Below are 280 nucleotides of genomic sequence, written 5' to 3'. Positions count from 1 at the left end.
CGGGTCGCCAACGCCTGGGGCGCGGTCGGCGATGCGCAGCAGGCCGACGCGCTCTTCAGTCGGTTGAAAACGGCGGCGGCCTCAGAACCCGTCGGGCAGACCAAAGCGCTGATCTACCGCGACGCCGCCCGCCTGGAGCGGGCTCAGCAACAGCCGGAGCGGGCGCAGCAGGATTACCGCCAGGCGATGGTGGCCGGCGGTATCACGCCGACGCTGCCGCAGGACAATGACCGCTACACCTATTTGACGCGCAATAATCCGGGCGACGACTGGCTGAAAC

Annotated in this window: 1 protein-coding gene; it reads left to right on the top strand. The window is 68.2% G+C overall.

Annotated features, from left to right (window positions below; all coding sequences use genetic code 11):
• A partial coding sequence (locus J0A67_RS23745) for a hypothetical protein (RefSeq protein ID WP_206571709.1) occupies positions 1–280 on the top strand: 280 nt, incomplete at both ends.

Source organism: Algoriphagus aestuariicola (assembly GCF_017254835.1).
In the GTDB taxonomy this organism is placed as follows: Bacteria; Bacteroidota; Bacteroidia; order Cytophagales; family Cyclobacteriaceae; genus Algoriphagus; species Algoriphagus aestuariicola.
The sequence above is the reverse complement of the archived record's forward strand: the minus strand, read 5'-3'. Positions and strand labels throughout refer to the sequence as shown.